Here is a 19,359-nt window from a genome sequence, read left to right on the forward strand (position 1 = left end):
GCGCCCGTTTCTGGAATACTTGATCTCGAGATATATTTTCACATATCATTTGATTTTTCCATCTATATTTGAATACTGTATGTATTAATACCTTTCTTGTCTATTAATGCTACTTCATTTGATGAGAACCACTTCAAGCTTCCAAAATGCTGAGCAAATGCCCATTCGTTTGGCCGTTCTTCTATTATCTTTTCTTCTTTAACAATCTCTTTCGCTTTATTTTTAATTATTATGCTGACCTTAAAATTATCAATATTATGCTCACAGGATACTTCTGCAATATATTTTCTATTCGGGCTTTTCTTAGGCTTATTCCAAATCCATTGGTTATTGTAGTTACAATCACTAACCTTCTGATACATTCTTTGAAACGGTTTTTTATCCCATTCTTTTTCCTTAATAACTATATTAATACCTTTTTCTAAAAGTTTGTAAATTAATAATTTCTTCTCATAATTATGTAAGTTAAAGTAATAATCAATATTTAAGCCAACTTTAACATGACTAACACCACCTACGAGTTTGTGTTCGTTGTTATTGTCTTTCATATCCTCTACACACTCCACCAAAACCTTCCAGCAGTCCTCTGTTTTATATTTTTCAAAATTCCTTTCAAGCAGTGACGCTACACAACGGACTTCATCCCTAAACCTCATCCTGCGTTCTTTCCAATTCTTTTCGTAATCTTCTTTACTACCCTCCCTATTTAAGTATGGTATGTCTAAATCAAATTCACTAAGAATAGGCAATAAATTCACTTCCTTACACTCTAATCATTCACTGATTTGAACTTGTTATTTGCATAATCATCAATCTCACCAAGTAGTTGCCACCATTCGGAACCTCCTTGAAAATCTCTAATATAGAGATCACCTAACCAACGAATATGACACCTTTGAATAAGTTTTTCTAAAATTTCTTTATTATTTAAGTCTTTCTTTAGCTGGTTAAGAATTATCTCCAAATCCTCAGCTTCCTTTATATATTCATTCTTTTTTAAATAATTAATTGCCGTATTAATTTTTTCAAGAGACATTACTTCTCCCCCCTCATCAACCTGATGAATATTTCCAAATTATCAACACCAATTATTTCGATTAATACCAAGACATATCCTTCTCTTCTCAAAAAAATAAGCACAATCATTACTACATGATTGCGCCCAAACATGGAAGAATTGAATTCGAGATAATTTATGTATGAATTTCTTGCGCTTAAACTAGGTTTGTTGCTCTTTTCTATTTAAAACTTTTTTGACTTGTTCAAAATGATGACTATCATGTTTTGCCAAACCATTTAAGTATTCATACAAAGAAAGCTCAGTTTCTCCTATTAAAAACTTTTTCTCCCATTGCTGATCAGGAATTATTTTTATTGCCTCATAAAGCTTTTCTCTTATAGAGATAAACTCATTTATAGTAACTTCTTTGCTTTGCCCTCTACTAATAGAGGCTGATTCTGAATTCATTTTTTCAGCATTTGGTCCTTTTGGAAGCTCACTATTAGAAAATAAGTAAGGTAAGCGTTTATGAATTACAAACTCATCCCAAGGCTTAAAATGGCCAATAATTTCGCCAATAGTCCATTTATTATCTTCAATCTGAGTTCGCCATTCCTTATCAGTTAAACGCTGTAGTGAATTTACAAATTTCATTGTTTCTAAATGATGATTAATAATTTCTTCTTTAAATTTATTCAATAGATCTTCCCCTTCCTCAATACTTTAATTCTCCTTCTTCCTATACCTAATCGGATCAGAGAAGTTATTTATCGTTTCCCAAATTACAAAAGAAGGCTCAAATTCTATTAAATATTTGCGCCTTATGATTGGTTTTCTTATTTAACTCCAAACACTTACCGATTCAAAATACATTCCTTCTCTTATCATATCTTCTTGTATATCTGGCTTAATTTCTTTAGACCAATCTGCATTCAAATCTTCCTCACTAAGAACATTTCCTCTCCAAAGACTAAGTCCTAATAGAGGAAACTCATATAAGAAACCTCGTTCAGATTCCTCATTATCTCTATTGTAGGGGGAGATTTTATCGATCATTTTTACAAGGTCATCAGCTTTAGTGTTAAAAAGATCGATGTCATTATAGACACCTTGAAAAACATCCTTTAAATTTGGAATTTCAATGAAATTGACTACTTGTTCAGAATTATATTTAACCATAAACACATCTCTAAACAAATGCTTTCTATAATCTGAATAATAATTTGCTTCATATTCTTGTAAACATTGATTAATATCATCTTTGTTCATTCCAAGTTTAAAATTCCCTATACCTATACCAGGGTCAATTATTAACTTATCCATAAAGTACACTCCTGTCATTCGCACTACTTTCAAAGTCTACCATGTAATAGTTCTTGCCTCATTTTCTAATTCAATATATAGAGTGATAATCCTTTATATATGGTACATTTATAACATTTATCTCGAAATCAAGTCTTCAACATAATGGCCCTATTACTGAAATCTTGATTCCAAGATTACTGATAACATATCACAAATTTCCTTTCCTTCCTTATACAGTAGTTCCTGGTGCCCTAATGTCTTTCTTTTGTAACCTCAATTAAACGGTATAAAGCTTTTTCAAGATCTATTTGAGCTTTTAGGCTTTTAGATAGTATAATTCCTATATTTAATATAGAAATTAAAATAATAAATAGTAATGCAATTATAGTTAATGAAGTATAATCACTCATCCTCAAACACTCCTTAGTAATCGAAAAACATCAGTGTAACAACATCCATATTATTTCACGATGAAATCATTTAAATGATTCGTCAAAGAAACAATAAGCAAGAGATTCGCTTTTTAATCCACCCTTTTCCTTTCCGAGTACATGTATTAAATATCCCTCTATTGGTAGTTCACTAATACTGACTTTCTCTAGATTATTCTGATCGATGATATAATTAGGATGATCCTTTAACGAATAGGATCCTTTTTCTCCTTTCCCATTAATCTTATACTGAGCATAATTATACTTATTTGTGATTCTCTTGAAAGGAAAATCATGTATTTTGCTAAAGTAATAAGATACGTCTACTAATCGATTATATTGCAACCATGAATCAGTTCGATGTCTACTGACGATATAAGTCTGATTACTAGATGAATAGTCTATATCGTAATGGATAAATTTATCTTGATCTTTCCTCACAATCTCAAAACTCATCTCAGATATTGAACCATCTTTTTGATATGTAATCTTATAACGATTTAACTTTAAATCTGATGTAGAAATGCCAAATTCTTTTGATACCAGCTCCCAAGGCTCTTGGAAGGAAAATTCATAGATATTCTCCTGTTCACCTTGAATTTCATGTGGTCTTTGAAATATATTTGCTTCAATTGTGGGGCTAGCTAATTTAAAGAAAACTTGCCGATTGGCAAGCCTTTTAAGGCGCAGACAGAGGCTTAGTTGCGCTTATACTTCATGCTTTCAAAATTTTCACTACGTCGAATTGCTCCATTGCTAAAATTTTATACTTTCTTAACGTGGAACAAAAAAGAATGTTAACCCCAACATAGCAGCAGTTCCCTTTAATGCCCCGTTTTCCTTGGATTTAGGACGGAGGTATAATAAGTATATGAGGAAGCCAAGCGGGATAACTATCTCATTAAAAGCAAAAGAAAATGCCCCCAGCACATAATAGCCAATCCATTTGAATAAGAAGTTTTGTTCAGAGACAGCATTACGCTTTCTTATAACAATTAATGCTACGATAGGTATAAGTATGTATATAGCAAATACGATGTAATTCATTGGCCAGCTCCATTCTATTTATTTTATTTCTTAACAATCCAATTATTATACACCTCTGCATTGAAATTAAATTCATTAGAGAACATCCATTTCATTGCTTTTAAAACTAAAGGTGAAGAGGTTTCTTCTGACATTTGGTTTTGTGAAATCCACCTAACCCCAGTGGAGTCTTGTCCCTCAAATTGGGTTGGGTTTTGGTCGAGCTCCCCAATTACATCAATATGATAAAACACAGCAATGTGATGAACATGTGTGTATGGCTCCCAATCCCACTTGACAAAAAAATCACTAGTTCCTATGAGGTTTTTCACATGAATGGAAGCACCTGTTTCTTCTTCAAACTCTCTATGGAGAGCAGACACTAAACTTTCTCCTTCCTCTAAACTGCCACCAGGAAGATCAAATCGGTTTATGTATGGCCCACCGTTTTTATCGATGACGAGGAGCTTTCCTTGTTGTACACATATACCATAAACACCAAAAGCACGATGATAGTTTTTATATCTTTCCAACCAAATAACCCTCTCCCTTTACCATTGATTAACTTCTTTTTAAAGTCCATTTAAGCTAATCTTATCTCTACCACAATTGTTATCGAATAAAGTTTTAGGATACGGACAAACTACAACTAGAAATGTGTATTTCTGCGAGGTGTAAAAATATGGACTATGCTATGAATGATATCGTATACCGGCCAATGGTTGTAGATGGAATGTTAAATACGTTTGTAAGTTCACCAAATGCTTATAGTTCTGCTGTAGAAGCTGTTATCGAAGCTATACATTTTGCTGAGGTTTACAACGAAGATATGTATGATGGCAATATTTCCTGGAGTGATTCAAAACTAACACGTGGGACTCGGGATTACTTAAGAATTTTAACTGGAACAATAGATCGACCAAACGCCAACCCTTTTTATATTGAAATTCAAAAACTACAAGATAACGGTAAAATAAGAGTAGTTAATAAATCACGGGCAAAGGATATAGTGCGTGAGCAGCATAATGAAACAGCTTCTAATTTAGCAATGAAAATTGAAAATCGATTCGATGAATTTTAAATTAGTATTGCTTATATTAAGGAAGTGAAATATCCTTATGTTCTTTACTTTCTTTTTAATCACTGTTCGGAGTTACTACTAAGTATGAGTAATATATAATATTGATTACTTAGTTTACCATAATTTTATTACGTAATCTGAATGTCCCATCTTGTTTAATTTGTATAATGATCAATAAAAAAAGCAGCCTGTAAAAGACTGCTTTTTAGGGTTGGTCAATGTACTTGATCCAATCCCCATTAATAATCGGCTCTCTTTTCATTTGTTCATTTGAGGGATGAATCGTATAAACCCATGCCGTTAAATCCTCTTCCCCTGTGTTTCCCCATTTCTAGTTAGCACCATCATTTAAGAAAGGCTTAGCATAAACTAACCCAATGATATATAACACAACAAGAAAGTAAGCTGGTAATAAATGAATAAAACTTGTATACCCAATAACAAAATGTGTCCCAAGTCCCGCTATAAATGCCGGTGGTGCACCTATAGCTAATGTGTTCCAGATCCACTTCTCCCCTTCTCGAAATCCCCATAGGGTTGTCATTAATACCAATAATCCTACACTGATTAACGCAGTACCGAACCCAGCTCGATCATGAGCAATCACAGGAATCAACCGATCATTAATGGATTGAAGCATTTCGGGTGTCGTACATAAATACACAAGATCCGTCGAAACAAAAACCCCTGTAGTGCCTATTGTGGATATAACAATACCACCAACCACGATGGAGGTTCCGAGGATCACAAATAACAATTGACCTATTAAGCTTTTCTTCCAAGAAGAAGAGTTCTTTTTATTAGAAGATGACACAGTATGAAGATGACCTCTTGTTTTCCAGAAGCACATCAAATAAAACGGTAGTAAAAATAAATAATATAGACCATGTAACCAATCAAAGTAGCCATATCCTATGAACAAAAATATCCCTAAAAACCCTAAGATAGCTGCTGTATGGAATGCTTTTGTAGCCCAATGTATTCGATAACGTAATCCATATCGCGCAAGTTGAATATAGATTATTCCTCCACTGATCATCGTTCCCGCTAAAGTCATACGATCATGAGCCATAAAAGCCAAGATACGAGGATTAATCGCAATAATTTCTTCACGAGTTAAGCCGATAAACTGTTCATCATAGGGAAGGATCACACGCGTCATAGAAAAAATCAGAGCTATAATGCCTGCTATAAGTATAATTGCACCAAATAATAAGCCCCACTTCCAACCAGTTCCTTCATCTTCTTCAGGCATTTGAGTCATCAATTCATTTATTCGCTTTGGTAATCCTGGTCCTGTAAAAACATAGCCTGATTCCAGAATCATGAGGTCCGCCCCTGCATTTTTTAAATGTAAAGCATCATGAGGTTCACGAATTCCTCCTCTAGTTATTATGGTTAAGTCCTGGTCAATATCTTTTACTGAGGTAATCCTTTTACACATAAAATCATTCGAAACTTTTTGGTCTTCTTTAAAGTAATTTTCTTCGCCATCCCAATTAATAGGAGGATTGATGACTACTCCAGAAACATATGGATGATTGAAATTCATTATTGTATCTTTTTCCGTGCTTTCAATACTTACATAAATAGGTGTATCTTGATTACATGACTCAATCCACTCTAACTGCTCTTGTTTAACAATAAAAGAGCTGACATATGGTTTAAGACTCTCTACGATTTGAACCACTTGTGATTGGGTTGCTTTTGGGTCAATATGCAGCATAACCGGTTTATGTAATGCTATTTTTCTTAACTTTTTTTCAACATAAGTTAAATGAGGCATTTCGTATTGTTTGTGAAACCACAATCTATCTTTGTCGTTCAACTGAGGAACATTTCCTTCTTCCTCCCTCAACGTAACAGGCCCAATTTCGATAAAACTATGACCTAAACTTCCAAAGACTTCTAGTCCTGTCAGATTTGGATCAAGCATTCCACTAACACCAATTGGACTCTTATAAGAAACCCCATTGGTGTTTTGATGTAAGTCATTTGGTGTTGAAAAGTGTCCCAGAAATTCAATTAGCGAACTACCACCAGGAATATTGGAGATTGTCCGCATGCTTTTATATATAAATTCCCGTGAATGATGCGCATTTAATGAAAACAACCATGGTTTAAATAGCGGATGATAAGACCAATCTGGCATAGAAACACCCTTTTATTATTTTCTCACTACTTACTTAGCATATTTTAACACATTCTTGTACGGTTACTTTACACAATTTCACATAAGCTAATGGCAAATTGAATGGAAAGGATGCTTTACATGGATAACATGATTGATCCTAAAGAGGTAAGAGCGGGTGATGAAGTTTTCGTTATTTATAGGAATCCTCATACACCTACTGTAGCGAATATTAAGCAGGCCGAAATCGTGCAGCACCCTCACAATCCAGATGGAGTTGCTTTGTTTTTACATGAAACGTACCACCTCATAGAAGATGAAGATGCTTTGTTTTCTTCAGAAGAAGCCGCACAAGATGCGTATAATGAAATTTTTACAGATCAACCTTTTGAAGATTAAATGTAAAATTTTCTTTGTTTAACCTCATTCATCTACGGTTACTGTTATATAGGGTTCGAGTACAAACTCAAAGATGAGGTGAAAACATGAAACATGTTCATTTAACTATACATGGCCGTGTACAAGGTGTAGGCTTTCGGTTTTCTGCTAAACAAAAGGCAAAAGAGTTTAATGTAAATGGTTGGGTTCAAAACAACCAAACTGGCACCGTAGAAGTCGAAGCAGAAGGTGAAGATAAACAAATCGATGCGTTTGTAGAAGCTTTAAAGCATGGGCCAAGTCCATATGCCAAAGTTTCGAATATAGATATAACAAAAATCGATCAAATTAAGGGTTTTGACAGATTTGAAATAAGATAAGTAAGCTACTATAAAAGGGATGCCCAATTGGACATCCCTTTCTCTATTCAAAATTAAGATTCGCTTTTCTTTTGCAATGGCCTTACCATAACCTCGTTCACATTTACATACTCAGGTTGCGTAACCGCATAAACGACAGAACGAGCGATGTCATCTGCTTCTAATGTAACTCTTCCTTTACGATCCTCAAACATACTGATTACTTCTTCATCTGTAATATGCTCTGGTAGTTCAGTTGAAACAGCACCAGGCGAAATATTTGTTACACGCACACCTGTCTTAGAAAGCTCTTTTTCCATCCCCATAGAGAGAGCACGTACTGCATATTTTGTAGCACTATATACGGAACTTGTTGGAAACACTTCATGCCCAGCTACTGAAGATACGTTAATGACGTGACCTGTATCCTGCTCAAGCATAGTTGGTAGAACAGAATGGATCCCAAAAAGCACTCCTTTCACGTTTACATCCACCATTTTCTCCCATTCCTCTACTTTGTCATTCTTTAGGAATGAAAGTAGCATTACACCCGCGTTATTGACTAGAATATCTACAGAAGAAAAGGTTTCTTTTGTTTCTTTCACTAAATTTTCCATATCTTTTTGGTTGGTAACATCCGTTTCTATAACTTTCGTTTGAACAGATGTTTCGTTTTGAATCGATTTTGCCAATTCCTCTAAACGTTCTTTTCTTCGGGCAGCTAGGACTACATTCGCGCCTTCTTGAGCTAGATGTTCTGCAATGGATTGTCCTATACCACTGCTTGCTCCAGTAATAATAGCTGTTTTACCTTTTAAGTTTGCCATTTTTATTCCTCCTAGTGTGAATGCTTATCGATTCCACCTATCACGATACCCGCTATTTAGAGACAATATTCATCTTAATGTTTTGTATGGCCCAATTATTTGGTGACTTATATGTTAAAATTAGAAGTTGTTGACCAATGTTTTATGAATAGAAAGAGTGATTTACTTGAGTAAAAGTATCAAAATGAAACCCATAACACCTCAGCATGATCCTTGGGAAGCTTATATGGATGTAGAGGAACACGGTGAGATGACGCTATCTAATGTTGAATTTACCACAACTACTTTATGTAATATGCGGTGCGCTCATTGTGCAGTTGGGTATATGCTCCAACATAAAGATCCAGAGGCTCTACCAATGGACCTTATTATTCAAAGACTGGATGAAATACCAAACTTAAGAGCGCTTAGTATTACGGGTGGTGAGCCTGTTCTTTCAAAGAAGTCTGTTGACAATTATGTTGTCCCGCTTCTTAAGTACGCTCACGAACGTGGAGCACGAACACAAATTAATTCAAATTTAACGTTACCCTATAACCGTTATCAACCAATCGTCCCTTACTTAGATGTACTACATATTTCACATAACTGGGGAACAATAGAAGAGTTCACCTCTACAGGTTTTGCGAGAATGGAGCGTAAACCATCTGAAAACATACGAGAAAGTTATTTTCATAGAATGGTAGAAAATTCACAGCGCCTTGCAGATGAAGGGGTTATGGTCTCTGCTGAAACCATGTTAAATAAACGCACATTTCCTTATTTGGAGACAATACATGACCATGTGAAAGAAATGGGATGCGCGCGTCATGAAATCCACCCAATGTATCCAGCCGATTTCGCAAGTCAATTAGAAACGTTATCTCTAGAGGAAATGAATGAGGCGATCACTCGTTTATTAGACCATAGAGACCCAAATATGTGGATGCTTTTCGGTACGTTACCATTTTATCCTTGTAGCACAAATGAAAAAGATCTTGAGTTGCAAAAGCGCCTTTACCAAGAGAAGAATGTAACCGTACGAAATGATCCAGATGGACGCTCAAGGTTAAATGTAAATATTTTTGATGGAGAAATCATTGTTACAGACTTTGGGGATGAACCTTCTTTAGGTAATATACAAGATACCACCTTACCTGAAGCTTATGAGCGTTGGAAAAAAAGCTCTCTTGCTGATAGTCTGAATTGTCATTGTCCTGCAGTAAAATGTCTTGGTCCCAACCTTCTTGTGAAGAACACCTATTACAAAAACGTTGACTTTCAAAAACGCGAAGCTAATATTACTCGTTGATTCACTTAGACCTCTCTATCTGAGAGGTCCATTTTTGATTTAAGAATGATGTGGAGGAAAATGAGGAATAACCTCTTCTCCTATTTCTTTCATAACTTCTTCAGCATCTCTCGTACTATGCGCTAAAGAGATCATCACATGATTCACACCTATTTCTTCATGTTGCTTTAACCATTCAATCAGAGCTTTCCTCCCAAGTCTGTATCCCAGTTTAATTTTTTCTGGTTCATGATCGGGATTATCATGAAGATCCATTACAATTGGCTGAAAGAAAGGTTTATATTGTTCAGGATGATACGTTCTTGCCTTAGTTTGATACTCACGAATTAAAGACGCTTGTTTATCTAGACTCTGAGGATAAAACATAAAACCATCTCCATGCGCTGCTACATAATCTAACGTTTGCTGAGCATAGCCTGTAATAAATATAGGAATATCTGAAGTTGGTTTGGGTACCAGAGTTACATTTTCAAGTGACCCCAAACTAGATGTATAATCCTCATACTCACTATTCATCACTTTCTTGAAGTATTCTAAAGACTCTCGAAAAATTTCCCCACGTTCCAAGATCGGTATATTCAAAGCTGAAAAGTCACGCCTTCGATCGCCGGATGATAATCCAAGCATAAAACGCTCCGGAAATAAGTTATCTATGCTAGCCGCTTCCTTAGCTAAACGTAAAGGGTGCCGTAATGAAAGGACGGATGCAGCTGTGCCTAAATTAATTTTTGAAGTATGACTCCCTATATAGGTTAAATAAATATGACTATCAAAAACCTGACCTGTTGCTGGGTCATCAAACGTGGGGTCTTCAAGGAGTACGTCCTGAAACCATAGTGCTGTGAATCCTAATTCTTCTGCTAACTGAGCACGTTTTACTTGGTGATTCATAGTCGGTTTCTGTTTTCCATGATTTTCAATGGGCATATTTAATCTAATTGTAAGCTTATCTTTTTGTAGCATCCGTTTATATCCATAATGCTGGTCCCATTTCATATGTTTGACCTCCTTTGTATCTTATAGCTTTCAGCATGATGAATTCACATACTTCATATATATAAATGAAGAATGAGAAGGGAGATGAATCTCTTGCAAGTATCTGTTCGAAATGGTGATTCACTTTGGTATTACAGTCAGTTGTTTAACATAAGGCTCCCTCTTATATTGGACTCAAACCCAAACGCAGCAAATCGTTATCTCTTTATTGGCCAAACGATTAATATTCCAGGTTATGTAGCTGTAAATTATACCATACAGTCTGGTGACTCACTTTGGTCAATCGCTTCTTCTAGAAACGTTCCTTTGGACTCATTATTTCTCTTAAACCCAATGGTCAATCCTAACTTTCTGCAGGTAGGACAGGTGATTCGTGTTCCCTTACGTATTACTTGGAGAATTGTAAATGGGAAGAGCCGTTATACGTATGAGTCTATGATTACGGATATCAATAGAATGGTTATGATATATCCATTTCTTTTCCAACGATCAATCGGTCAGTCCGTAATGGGAAAACCACTTCCTGAAATCAAAGTTGGAAGAGGGAATGAGACCGTACATGTAGATGGTTCTTTCCACGCAAATGAATGGATTACAACACCCATAATCATGACATTTTTAAATGATTATCTACTCTCTCTAACGAATCAAACACCTATCAGAGGCCTAGACATGCTACCTTATTATAATTCTAAAACGTTGTCAGTTGTACCGATGGTTAATCCTGATGGAGTAAACCTCGTTATAAATGGACCTCCTAATGAGGAACCTTTTCAAAGTAATGTTCTTGAGATCAACAATGGCAGCACAAACTTTAATGGTTGGAAAGCCAACATAAGTGGTGTTGACTTAAACAATCAATTCCCGGCTAAGTGGGAAATCGAAAAAGAGCGGAAAGAGCAAGCTCCTGCACCTGCTAATTATCCAGGTCCCTCACCTTTATCTGAACCAGAATCTAAAGCTATGGCCCAGCTAACAAGAAACAGTAATTTTTCTAGAGCTCTTGCTTTTCATACCCAAGGTGAAGTCATTTATTGGGGCTTTGAAGGCTTAGAACCACCTGAAGCAGAAACGATCGTACAAGAATTTGCACGTGTTAGTGGTTATACACCTATACAGTATGTAGATAGTTACGCAGGTTATAAGGATTGGTTTATACAAGAATGGCGTCGTCCTGGTTACACTGTAGAATTAGGAGAAGGAGTAAGCCCTCTCCCTCTCACTCAATTTGATGAAATTTATCAAGAGAGTCTAGGCATTTTCTTGGCAAATATGTATTTATAGAAAAAATCCTACTGCCTTTCATAATAAGCAGTAGGATTTTATTATTTTTCATAAATCCGCTTCACAATCCAACTCTTATCTACCCTCTCAACTAAGTATAAATCTGGATTCGTTAAACGTTTCCACTCTTCAAACCCATAACGATCATCAAAGTATTTAAGTATAAGCGCTAAAAGATTACCGTGCGTCATGAATAAAACCGTGTCATCATCTTCATCACTATCCATAAGTTCGTAAAGGAGTGAAATCGCTCTGTCCATCGCTTCTTTTGATGATTCACCGTCATGGACTTTTTGGTCTAACTCTGTAAATGACTTTTCTAGAATCTCTAACCAATCATCTAATGGTTTACTGCTTAGTTTTCTTTCACTTAGGCGGTCATCAATCACTATTTCATGCCCAGTCGAATCTGCAAAGGGTTTTATACTTTGTTTAGCTCTCGTAAATGGACTAGAAAGAATTCTTGTAAAATGAATCGGATATTTCTTTAAATAACGCGATAATTCTTCTGCTTGTTGTAAACCTTCCCTAGTTAACTCCGCTTCTCGCTCTTGACCTGTTGCTTTACAATGACGTGCAAAAATGAATTTCATATGAAAAAGACTCCTTAAGTTTAGCGTTATTCTCATCTAAACCTTTTCTACATACAAAAGTAAACTCCTTTTGGAAAGTCATTTTCTTTATTCTCTGGAAAACACACGCTTCCCCTGAATCCACGTTTCTTCGACCATTAGATTTAATAGCTCATGATTTTTTATCGTTTCAGGATGGGTGTTAAGGAATACAAAATCAGCAACATAACCTTCTTGTATTTTTCCTTTTCTCTTTTCCTGAAATTCTAATTCAGCAGGTGTCACACCAAAACCATAGAAGGATTGATCTATTGAAAGGCGCTCTTGTGGCATCCACCCACCTTCTGGTTCATGGTCTGTATTTGTTCGGTTAACAGCGGCAAAAACGGAAGTAATTGGATCAAGAGAGCCAATCGGTGCATCTGAACTTAACGTAATAGGGATGTTATAATCCTGCATTTTCTTAAATGCATCACAATAAGGGAGCAATGATTCTGGCACCCATTGATCCTTCTCACTCCATTCCCCCATTAAGAAAGATGGTTGTGTTTCAATATAAGCACCTACATTTGAAGTGCGTTTTAACAAATCTTCTCCCATTGTTTGCGCATGAATAATTCTATGACGTAAGACTTTCGTGTTTGCTTCTTCTTGATCGAGCGCAGTTAAAGCTGATTGTACAGCACGGTCGCCTAAAGCATGCATCGCAACTTGCATACCATTTTGAGATGCTAAGGCAACCATGTCATTCAATTGCTCTTGTGTATAAATAAGATTTCCAATTGAATCTGGTTGACCTGGATACGGTTGCCTCATGGCTGCTGTATGAAGTCTTTGTGTACCATCTAAGAAGATTTTGATGGCTCCTACTTTGACTCGATCCGTTCCATCTCCTGTTCGTTTATCGAAAGAGTCAATAAACGATTGAAGATCCTGTCTGTCAAAAATGTAATGATGAAGATGAGCTTGAATAGGTAGATTCCCCTTTTTCTCAGCTTCCGTATAAGCTTTCCATAAACTTTTATAAGACCCGATGAAGCTTCGGTCATCTGTATGAATCGACGTTACGCCATACTGAAGTAAATAAGGCATAGCAGTCTCCAACGCCTCAGTCGCTTCTTCTAGTGAACGCTCCCATAAGTGATGGTTGATGTAGTGCACTGCCGTATCTTTAAAACGCCCTGTTAATCCCCCATCTTGATCCCTTTCTTTAAAATCTTCAGGCTCTTTATGGAAAAGTTCTTCTTCTTCTAATTTATTAAGTAGCTTTTTACTAATAACACACTCATGACCGTCTTGATGCATGAAATACATATACTTGTTCACATTGATTTCATCTAAATCTTCCGCTGTTAATAGATGATCAATATCTGTGAATTGCCCATCATTAAATCCTTTTCCAAATATCCACTCTTCCTCTTCAATTTCTGGGTAATGCTTCTCAACTTCTTCCTTCATTTCTTTCCAGCTTGTTACTTGGGTCAAGTCTAACTCTTTCTTTAACAGACCGAATCTTAATAAATGCATATGGGAATCATTAAAACCTGCCATAATTGTTTTTCCATTTCCATCAATTACTTGGTCGTTTGAAGACGAATATCTCCCTTTATGTATTCCTGCAATACTTCCATCATGAATTTCTATATGATGTATAACCTCTGGATGATATCCTTCATAAGGTTGATAGATTCTTACGTTATCCAAAATCATTGTTACACCAGCCTTTTTCAATTTCTTATTTCCCTCTTCCCTATAAGAACTATATAAAACCTAAACGTAGCTATAGAGATACTTATAGAGTGTTTTAGGGCGATGTTTGAACATATTGCATAAAAGAAGGATGCTTTAATCCATACTAAACAGACCCCATGATGAAGTAAGGAGAATGCCAGGATGCAGGTACCTTCTTTCAATGATATTCAGCAAGAAAGATATAAGTTATTTGAAATGATTCAGGTAAGATGGGAATCAAACGTGGTGTTTTCTTGGGAATGGTGGTTACTTCTAACCTTATGCCTTCTTCCTTGGTTTGTATGGTGGAAGATGCTAAACAAGGAAGAAGCACTTCCCATTTTGTTTTATGGATTGATCATTATGTTAGGAAATTTCATTTTAGATAATATAGGGACCGATCTTCAATGGTGGGGATATCCAATTAAGCTCGCTCCTTTTTTTCCACCATTAATTACACCTGATTTTACGATCATACCAATCTTAATGATGTTCATTTATCAATGGTTTCAACCTTTTAAGTCGTTTGTTATTGCTAATTTTATCCTGTCACTGATTATCGCGTTTATTGGAGAACCTTTATTTATATGGTTAGGATATTATGAACTCGGTTCGTGGAAACTCTTCTATTCATTCATTTATTACAATCTATTCGGCTTATTTGCCAAGTGGTTAACTCAATACTTTGCTAACCTTAATGAAAATACGAATAAACCTAGTCCATAGGTATTATTTTCTATGAATAGTTCAAACTGATAAGAGTACTTTCAATGGATTGAGGTGTAGAGATGTTTAAATTATCAAGTCTATTCAAAAAGCAGCCTGTAAACAAACAAAACAATATCCCATCTCAAAATTTAAACGCCTCACTTCAAGATACAATCCAAGATGTAAAACAAACCTTGGGAGATAGTAATGATATCGTCTATAGGCCCTTTCATGCTAGTTATGACGGTTCATTATCAATGGCTTTAATTTTTACTGATGGATTGGTCGATAAAAATGTCATACAAGATTTCATTTTAAGAACATTGATGATTGATATTAGAAAAGCAAATGTAGAACTTTCATCGAAAGAAAACTCTTACCAAACTTTAAAAGAGCACTCATTAACGGCTGGTGAAATGAGTGAGTTCAACACAGTAGATAAACTTTATGAACATATTTTATCCGGAGACACAGTCATCTTAATTGATGGGTATGAAAAAGCCTTTGCTGTGGATACAAAGGGATGGAAACAACGTGGCGTCGAGGAGCCCTCTTCCCAAACTTCAGTACGAGGTCCAAAGGATGGGTTCACGGAAACGATCAGGACTAATACAGCATTGCTTCGAAGAAAGATTAAAGATCCAAATCTATGGATCAAAACCAAAGCTATAGGTAAACGAACAAAAACAGATGTTTCCATTGCATATATTAATGGGATAGCTGATCCTAAGATTGTTAAAGAGGTCTATAGACGGTTAGACAAGATTAATACAGATGCCATATTAGACAGTGGTTATATTGAAGAATTTATTCAAGATAAAACCTATACCCCCTTTCCAACTATCTATAATACAGAGAGACCGGACATTATCGCTGCGGGATTATTGGAAGGAAGAGTTGCCATACTTGTTGATGGCACACCATTTGTTCTTCTTGTGCCAGCCCTGTTCATTCAATTTTTTCAAGCGAGTGAAGATTACTATCAACGAGCAGATTTTGCAACGTTTATTCGATTAGTACGTTATTTGGCATTCTTTCTTTCTTTGCTTACTCCCTCAGCTTATATAGCCTTAACAACCTTTCACCAAGAGATGATTCCAACTGATTTACTTGTAAGTTTATCTTCTCAGAGGGAAGGTGTTCCATTTCCAGCTTTTGTTGAAGCTCTAATCATGGAGCTTACCTTTGAAATATTAAGAGAAGCAGGTATTCGTATGCCTAGAGCAGTTGGTTCCGCGATATCAATTGTTGGGGCATTGGTTTTGGGCCAAGCGGCTGTTGAAGCAGGATTAGTATCTTCAGCTATGGTAATTGTTGTGTCCTTGACTGCTATTTCAAGTTTTGTATCTCCAAGCTTTAATATGGCTATTTCGGTTCGCATGTTACGTTTTGGCTTTATGATTTTGGCCGCCACCTTTGGCTTATTCGGGATCTTAATTGGACTTATTATTATGATCCTACATTTAACGAGTTTACGATCTTTTGGTGTTCCTTACTTATCACCGATGGCACCTTTTATACCTAAGGACCAGAAAGACGTAATGCTTCGCTTCCCTCATTGGGGATTATTCTCTCGTCCACGCCTAATCAACCAACAGAATGTAGATCGTGAGGATACTGAAGCCCCTAAGCCCTCAAGAAGAGAGGCTGAAAATCAATCAGTAAAGGATTGATTCCCTTGAATAGAGTAATTACAAAAATTATTGTTCTATTTCTTCTGTTAGCTACTCTTAGTGGCTGTTGGAGCAAAAAAGAGCTTGATAATCTGGCTATCGTTACTGGAATTGGTATAGATAAAGCTGAAGAAGGATATGAAGTCAGCGTGCAAATCATTAACCCTGCAGAAGTAGCTGCTAAGCAACTTACAACAAGAACAGCTGTTTCAAGTTATACTGCTTCAGGAAAATCCTTATTTGATGCAATACGGAATTTGATCGAAGTTACTCCAAGAAAGGTGTACCTGTCACACACTAGAATTGTGATCTTTAGTGAGGAACTAGCGAAAGAAGGAATCAGTGATACGATTGACTTTTTAGTTCGTGATCATGAATTACGAACTGATTTTTACTTAGCCATTGCAAAAGGCTATTCTGCAAAACAAATGCTAAATATCTTAACACCACTTGATAAAATACCAGCTAGTAAAATGTATGCAATGATTGACAATAGTGAAAGGTATTTAGCTCAAACGAGAACAGTTAAAATACAAAAATTCACAGCAGACTTATTGCTAGAAGGTCAACAGCCATTTTTAACAGGTATATATATCCAAGGAAGTACGGATATAGGAAATTCAATTGAAAATGTAGAAAGAGTCGATTCGCCTGCAAAAATACTCGCAGATCATATAGGTGCTATGAAAGGTGATCAATTAATTGGATGGCTTGAACATAAAGAAAGTAAGGGCTTTAATTACTTAACGGGTAAAGTAAAAAATTCAACAGAAATAATACCTTGTAAAGATGATGATAAGTACACATCCTTTGAAATAATAAGTACAGATAAAAAGATTAAAGGAAAAGTAAAAGATGGCAAACCTACCTTTACTATTGATATTAAAGTTCGAGCTAATGTTGCACAAAGCGACTGTGAGTTGAAGATTTCTAATCCGAAAACATTAGATAAACTAGAAAAAGATTTAAATAAAGAAATATCCGATACAGCTTCTCTAACCCTTGAGGCCATACAGAAAGATTTGCAAACTGATATTGTTGGATTTGGAGAACTATTGCATAGAACTAAGAATAAGGATTGGCAAAAAATTAAAGGACAATGGGATGAGCTATTTCCTGAAGCTGATATCAAAGTTAATGTTCAGACAAAAATCAAACGTACTGGTACAATAACTGATTCATTCAAAGAAAAGTAAAAAGGAGTCATACTTCATGCTTTTCCTTTTAATCATTACGATTATGATCGTGGCCTGGATCGATCTCTCATCTATATTTCGAGAAAGATACATTAAAGAAGGCTTCTTTAGTTTAGGTTTTTATATTATTGCACTCGCCTTTAGCATTTATCTTCAAATGAACGGTAAGGTACCTACCCCCCTTAAAGGAGTAACTGTAATCGTTAAACCTATTACTAAAGGTGTGCTTTCGATTTTACAATTATAAGGCGGAATGAATAATGAGGATGGACGAAAAAATTAATGTAAGACAGTTTACACTTTTGTTAACACTTTTTACTATCGGTACATCTGTATTAATTACGCCTTCCCAACTAGCAACTTTAGCTAAAGAAAGTGCATGGATCGCTGCAAGTATGAGTGTATTTGGAGGGCTACTTGTATTACTTCTTTATCTATTTATTGGTCATTTACAACCACATCTTAACTTATTTCAGCACAATGAATATGCATTTGGGAAGTGGTTAGGAAAGTTATTCACGTTGATTATCGTTCTTTTTTCCTTGATCGGTGCAAGCACCGTTCTCTGGACTGTTGGAGATTTTGTGATTGTTCAGGTTATACCGGAAACCCCTTTGGCTGCGATCTGTATTTTATTTATGACTATTATTGTATATGGGACTAAATTAGGCATTGAAACAATTGTTAAAACAGTTGAAATCTTTTTCCCCTGGATTATTATGCTGTTAACGATTATCGTCTTATTTAGCATACCTAGTATGGACATCAAACAATTACAACCACTGTGGGGGCAACCTATAAGCAAGGTTGTAGAAGCAAGCATTTATGAACTAAGTATATCAACGTTTCCTTTAATCCTATTATTTGTGCTATATCCTTCTGTTTTAAACCCTGATTCTAAAGGTACGAGATCCATCCTATTAGGATATTTATTTGCCGAATTTCTAATAATGTCCATAACGGTAATTGCCATAAGTGTCTTAGGTTATAAACTAACTTCCCATTATGTATATCCTACTTATGTTATGGCTGAGCGTATTGAATTCATCGTGTTATTGGATCGTTTGGAAGTAGTGATTGCAATTTCTTGGATCTTATCGATTTTCTTTAAGCTATTTATATACTTTTATATATCACTGATTGGGATCTCGCAATTACTCGGACTAAAGCATTACCGACCTGTTACAATACCTATGGGAATCATTGTCATAGGGTTAGCATTAATCATTTATCCAGATTCCATTTTTGCAGGAAAGTGGAACAAGGAAACATGGGTTCCCCTTTCTATTATAATAGGTGTTGTTTATCCCATTGTTTTATTGTGTGGATCAAAAATAAAATCGATCTTAAGACGGAATCATAGAGGTTGA

At 35.6% G+C, this 19,359-nt stretch carries 23 protein-coding genes; 10 read left to right on the forward strand and 13 right to left on the reverse strand.

Annotation, left to right across the window (positions count from 1 at the left end; all coding sequences use genetic code 11):
- Nucleotides 1–62: 62 nt before the first annotated feature.
- The 8 genes from H514_RS0110785 to H514_RS0110820 form a co-directional block, all read right to left on the reverse strand.
- On the reverse strand, nucleotides 63–749 hold the full coding sequence (locus tag H514_RS0110785; protein ID WP_027446218.1) for a hypothetical protein: 687 nt from the start codon (nucleotides 747–749) through the stop codon (nucleotides 63–65).
- Nucleotides 750–769: 20 nt separating this feature from the next.
- Nucleotides 770–1,036 (reverse strand): hypothetical protein, encoded by a 267-nt coding sequence (locus tag H514_RS0110790; protein WP_027446217.1) that lies wholly within the window; start codon nucleotides 1,034–1,036, stop codon nucleotides 770–772.
- A 183-nt stretch (nucleotides 1,037–1,219) separates the two neighbouring features.
- The gene (locus tag H514_RS0110795) at nucleotides 1,220–1,699 is read right to left on the reverse strand and encodes a DinB family protein (RefSeq protein WP_027446987.1); all 480 of its coding nucleotides are present in this window, start codon (nucleotides 1,697–1,699) and stop codon (nucleotides 1,220–1,222) included.
- A gap of 141 nt (nucleotides 1,700–1,840) precedes the next feature.
- Complete coding sequence (locus H514_RS0110800; protein ID WP_027446988.1) at nucleotides 1,841–2,323, reverse strand: hypothetical protein; 483 nt, start codon at nucleotides 2,321–2,323, stop codon at nucleotides 1,841–1,843.
- A gap of 233 nt (nucleotides 2,324–2,556) precedes the next feature.
- On the reverse strand, nucleotides 2,557–2,715 hold the full coding sequence (locus tag H514_RS24675; RefSeq protein WP_154657367.1) for a hypothetical protein: 159 nt from the start codon (nucleotides 2,713–2,715) through the stop codon (nucleotides 2,557–2,559).
- A 66-nt stretch (nucleotides 2,716–2,781) separates the two neighbouring features.
- A complete protein-coding gene (locus H514_RS0110810) occupies nucleotides 2,782–3,177 on the reverse strand; it encodes a hypothetical protein (protein ID WP_154657368.1) in 396 nt (131 codons plus the stop codon).
- A 333-nt stretch (nucleotides 3,178–3,510) separates the two neighbouring features.
- On the reverse strand, nucleotides 3,511–3,783 hold the full coding sequence (locus H514_RS0110815) for a hypothetical protein (RefSeq protein WP_027446990.1): 273 nt from the start codon (nucleotides 3,781–3,783) through the stop codon (nucleotides 3,511–3,513).
- 23 nt (nucleotides 3,784–3,806) lie between these two features.
- A complete protein-coding gene (locus H514_RS0110820) occupies nucleotides 3,807–4,295 on the reverse strand; it encodes an NUDIX hydrolase (protein ID WP_027446991.1) in 489 nt (162 codons plus the stop codon).
- A 149-nt stretch (nucleotides 4,296–4,444) separates the two neighbouring features.
- Here H514_RS0110820 and H514_RS0110825 point away from each other — a divergent pair, with 149 nt between their 5' ends.
- Nucleotides 4,445–4,843, forward strand: coding sequence for a hypothetical protein (locus H514_RS0110825; protein WP_027446992.1), 399 nt, complete (start codon nucleotides 4,445–4,447; stop codon nucleotides 4,841–4,843).
- A 331-nt stretch (nucleotides 4,844–5,174) separates the two neighbouring features.
- Here H514_RS0110825 and H514_RS0110830 read toward each other — a convergent pair whose 3' ends face one another.
- Nucleotides 5,175–6,995, reverse strand: a complete 1,821-nt coding sequence (locus H514_RS0110830; protein WP_027446993.1) for a dihydroorotate dehydrogenase — start codon at nucleotides 6,993–6,995, stop codon at nucleotides 5,175–5,177.
- A gap of 120 nt (nucleotides 6,996–7,115) precedes the next feature.
- On the opposite strand from H514_RS0110830, the gene H514_RS0110835 reads away from it, so the two are divergent.
- Together H514_RS0110835 and H514_RS0110840 are read left to right on the forward strand one after the other, a co-directional pair.
- Complete coding sequence (locus H514_RS0110835; RefSeq protein ID WP_081672995.1) at nucleotides 7,116–7,373, forward strand: transcriptional regulator SplA domain-containing protein; 258 nt, start codon at nucleotides 7,116–7,118, stop codon at nucleotides 7,371–7,373.
- An 86-nt stretch (nucleotides 7,374–7,459) separates the two neighbouring features.
- Entirely contained in the window at nucleotides 7,460–7,732 is a 273-nt protein-coding gene (locus H514_RS0110840) for an acylphosphatase (protein ID WP_027446995.1), read from the forward strand.
- 53 nt (nucleotides 7,733–7,785) lie between these two features.
- On the opposite strand, the gene H514_RS0110845 is transcribed toward H514_RS0110840, so the two are convergent.
- Nucleotides 7,786–8,538, reverse strand: a complete 753-nt coding sequence (locus H514_RS0110845) for an SDR family oxidoreductase (RefSeq protein WP_027446996.1) — start codon at nucleotides 8,536–8,538, stop codon at nucleotides 7,786–7,788.
- A 184-nt stretch (nucleotides 8,539–8,722) separates the two neighbouring features.
- Here H514_RS0110845 and yfkAB point away from each other — a divergent pair, with 184 nt between their 5' ends.
- Nucleotides 8,723–9,829, forward strand: coding sequence for a radical SAM/CxCxxxxC motif protein YfkAB (gene yfkAB / locus H514_RS0110850; protein ID WP_036842693.1), 1,107 nt, complete (start codon nucleotides 8,723–8,725; stop codon nucleotides 9,827–9,829).
- Nucleotides 9,830–9,868: 39 nt separating this feature from the next.
- Here yfkAB and H514_RS0110855 read toward each other — a convergent pair whose 3' ends face one another.
- On the reverse strand, nucleotides 9,869–10,825 hold the full coding sequence (locus H514_RS0110855; RefSeq protein ID WP_027446998.1) for a TIGR03571 family LLM class oxidoreductase: 957 nt from the start codon (nucleotides 10,823–10,825) through the stop codon (nucleotides 9,869–9,871).
- Nucleotides 10,826–10,918: 93 nt separating this feature from the next.
- Here H514_RS0110855 and H514_RS0110860 point away from each other — a divergent pair, with 93 nt between their 5' ends.
- Nucleotides 10,919–12,109: a M14 family metallopeptidase gene (locus H514_RS0110860; protein ID WP_027446999.1), complete on the forward strand. Its 1,191-nt coding sequence runs from the start codon at nucleotides 10,919–10,921 to the stop codon at nucleotides 12,107–12,109.
- A gap of 41 nt (nucleotides 12,110–12,150) precedes the next feature.
- Here H514_RS0110860 and H514_RS0110865 read toward each other — a convergent pair whose 3' ends face one another.
- Entirely contained in the window at nucleotides 12,151–12,702 is a 552-nt protein-coding gene (locus tag H514_RS0110865) for a histidine phosphatase family protein (protein WP_027447000.1), read from the reverse strand.
- A gap of 87 nt (nucleotides 12,703–12,789) precedes the next feature.
- Complete coding sequence (locus tag H514_RS0110870) at nucleotides 12,790–14,412, reverse strand: amidohydrolase (protein WP_231566616.1); 1,623 nt, start codon at nucleotides 14,410–14,412, stop codon at nucleotides 12,790–12,792.
- A 162-nt stretch (nucleotides 14,413–14,574) separates the two neighbouring features.
- Between H514_RS0110870 and H514_RS22890 the strand changes: the two genes are divergently transcribed.
- The 5 genes from H514_RS22890 (at nucleotide 14,575) to H514_RS0110895 (ending at nucleotide 19,359) form a co-directional block, all read left to right on the forward strand.
- Entirely contained in the window at nucleotides 14,575–15,138 is a 564-nt protein-coding gene (locus H514_RS22890) for a CBO0543 family protein (protein ID WP_051255113.1), read from the forward strand.
- Nucleotides 15,139–15,200: 62 nt separating this feature from the next.
- On the forward strand, nucleotides 15,201–16,793 hold the full coding sequence (locus H514_RS0110880) for a spore germination protein (protein WP_027447002.1): 1,593 nt from the start codon (nucleotides 15,201–15,203) through the stop codon (nucleotides 16,791–16,793).
- A 5-nt stretch (nucleotides 16,794–16,798) separates the two neighbouring features.
- The gene (locus H514_RS0110885; RefSeq protein ID WP_027447003.1) at nucleotides 16,799–17,989 is read left to right on the forward strand and encodes a Ger(x)C family spore germination protein; all 1,191 of its coding nucleotides are present in this window, start codon (nucleotides 16,799–16,801) and stop codon (nucleotides 17,987–17,989) included.
- A gap of 16 nt (nucleotides 17,990–18,005) precedes the next feature.
- Entirely contained in the window at nucleotides 18,006–18,236 is a 231-nt protein-coding gene (locus tag H514_RS0110890) for a hypothetical protein (protein ID WP_027447004.1), read from the forward strand.
- 13 nt (nucleotides 18,237–18,249) lie between these two features.
- Nucleotides 18,250–19,359: a GerAB/ArcD/ProY family transporter gene (locus H514_RS0110895; protein WP_027447005.1), complete on the forward strand. Its 1,110-nt coding sequence runs from the start codon at nucleotides 18,250–18,252 to the stop codon at nucleotides 19,357–19,359.

The sequence above is a fragment of the Pontibacillus marinus BH030004 = DSM 16465 genome, from assembly GCF_000425225.1.
Classification (GTDB): domain Bacteria; phylum Bacillota; class Bacilli; order Bacillales; family BH030062; genus Pontibacillus; species Pontibacillus marinus.

What these genes read in the sequence shown, in the direction of transcription:
- H514_RS0110790 (WP_027446217.1), bottom strand. Translation starts at nt 1,036, where the DNA reads ATGTCTCTTGAAAAAATTAATACGGCAATTAATTATTTAAAAAAGAAT.
- H514_RS0110865 (WP_027447000.1), bottom strand. Translation starts at nt 12,702, where the DNA reads ATGAAATTCATTTTTGCACGTCATTGTAAAGCAACAGGTCAAGAGCGA.
- H514_RS0110800 (WP_027446988.1), bottom strand. Translation starts at nt 2,323, where the DNA reads ATGGATAAGTTAATAATTGACCCTGGTATAGGTATAGGGAATTTTAAA.
- H514_RS0110840 (WP_027446995.1), top strand. Translation starts at nt 7,460, where the DNA reads ATGAAACATGTTCATTTAACTATACATGGCCGTGTACAAGGTGTAGGC.
- H514_RS0110835 (WP_081672995.1), top strand. Translation starts at nt 7,116, where the DNA reads ATGGATAACATGATTGATCCTAAAGAGGTAAGAGCGGGTGATGAAGTT.
- H514_RS0110880 (WP_027447002.1), top strand. Translation starts at nt 15,201, where the DNA reads ATGTTTAAATTATCAAGTCTATTCAAAAAGCAGCCTGTAAACAAACAA.
- H514_RS0110825 (WP_027446992.1), top strand. Translation starts at nt 4,445, where the DNA reads ATGGACTATGCTATGAATGATATCGTATACCGGCCAATGGTTGTAGAT.
- H514_RS0110815 (WP_027446990.1), bottom strand. Translation starts at nt 3,783, where the DNA reads ATGAATTACATCGTATTTGCTATATACATACTTATACCTATCGTAGCA.
- H514_RS0110830 (WP_027446993.1), bottom strand. Translation starts at nt 6,995, where the DNA reads ATGCCAGATTGGTCTTATCATCCGCTATTTAAACCATGGTTGTTTTCA.
- H514_RS0110890 (WP_027447004.1), top strand. Translation starts at nt 18,006, where the DNA reads ATGCTTTTCCTTTTAATCATTACGATTATGATCGTGGCCTGGATCGAT.
- H514_RS0110845 (WP_027446996.1), bottom strand. Translation starts at nt 8,538, where the DNA reads ATGGCAAACTTAAAAGGTAAAACAGCTATTATTACTGGAGCAAGCAGT.
- H514_RS0110895 (WP_027447005.1), top strand. Translation starts at nt 18,250, where the DNA reads ATGAGGATGGACGAAAAAATTAATGTAAGACAGTTTACACTTTTGTTA.
- H514_RS24675 (WP_154657367.1), bottom strand. Translation starts at nt 2,715, where the DNA reads ATGAGTGATTATACTTCATTAACTATAATTGCATTACTATTTATTATT.
- H514_RS0110855 (WP_027446998.1), bottom strand. Translation starts at nt 10,825, where the DNA reads ATGAAATGGGACCAGCATTATGGATATAAACGGATGCTACAAAAAGAT.
- yfkAB (WP_036842693.1), top strand. Translation starts at nt 8,723, where the DNA reads ATGAAACCCATAACACCTCAGCATGATCCTTGGGAAGCTTATATGGAT.
- H514_RS22890 (WP_051255113.1), top strand. Translation starts at nt 14,575, where the DNA reads ATGCAGGTACCTTCTTTCAATGATATTCAGCAAGAAAGATATAAGTTA.